The 309-nt window shown below is 68.3% G+C and carries 1 protein-coding gene; it reads right to left on the reverse strand.

All coding sequences use genetic code 11. The features are described 5' to 3' along the window. Positions 1-17 precede the first annotated feature (17 nt). Positions 18-309, reverse strand: a 292-nt coding sequence (gene phnG, locus KQX66_RS39230) for a phosphonate C-P lyase system protein PhnG (RefSeq protein WP_126201288.1), incomplete at its 5' end; no start/stop codon positions are given.

The following is a 309-nucleotide window of genomic DNA, read 5'->3' on the forward strand; positions in this document are numbered from 1 at the left end:
GTCAATAAACTCATGGCTTAATCCCCTCGCACCAGCGTAAAGAAGTCCACCCGGCTGGCGGCGATCGCCCGGGCGCGCAGCTGGCGCTGTTCGTGCTGCAGCGCGGCCAGCGGCGCGATCAGCTGTTGTTGCAGGCGTTCGCCGTGTTCCGGCTGTTGCAGCAGCGCATCGGCCAGCGCGCACAGCTCGGCGTGCGCCTTGTCGCGCCCGGCGATATAGCTGTAGCCGTAGCCGCCGTTGTCCAGCTGCACCACCGCGCGGGTGACCGTCATGTCCCCCAGCACGAAGCGGCGGCCGGTAGCGCCCATG

It is taken from the genome of Paenibacillus oleatilyticus, assembly GCF_018998565.1.
GTDB lineage: Bacteria > Bacillota > Bacilli > Paenibacillales > NBRC-103111 > Paenibacillus_G > Paenibacillus_G oleatilyticus.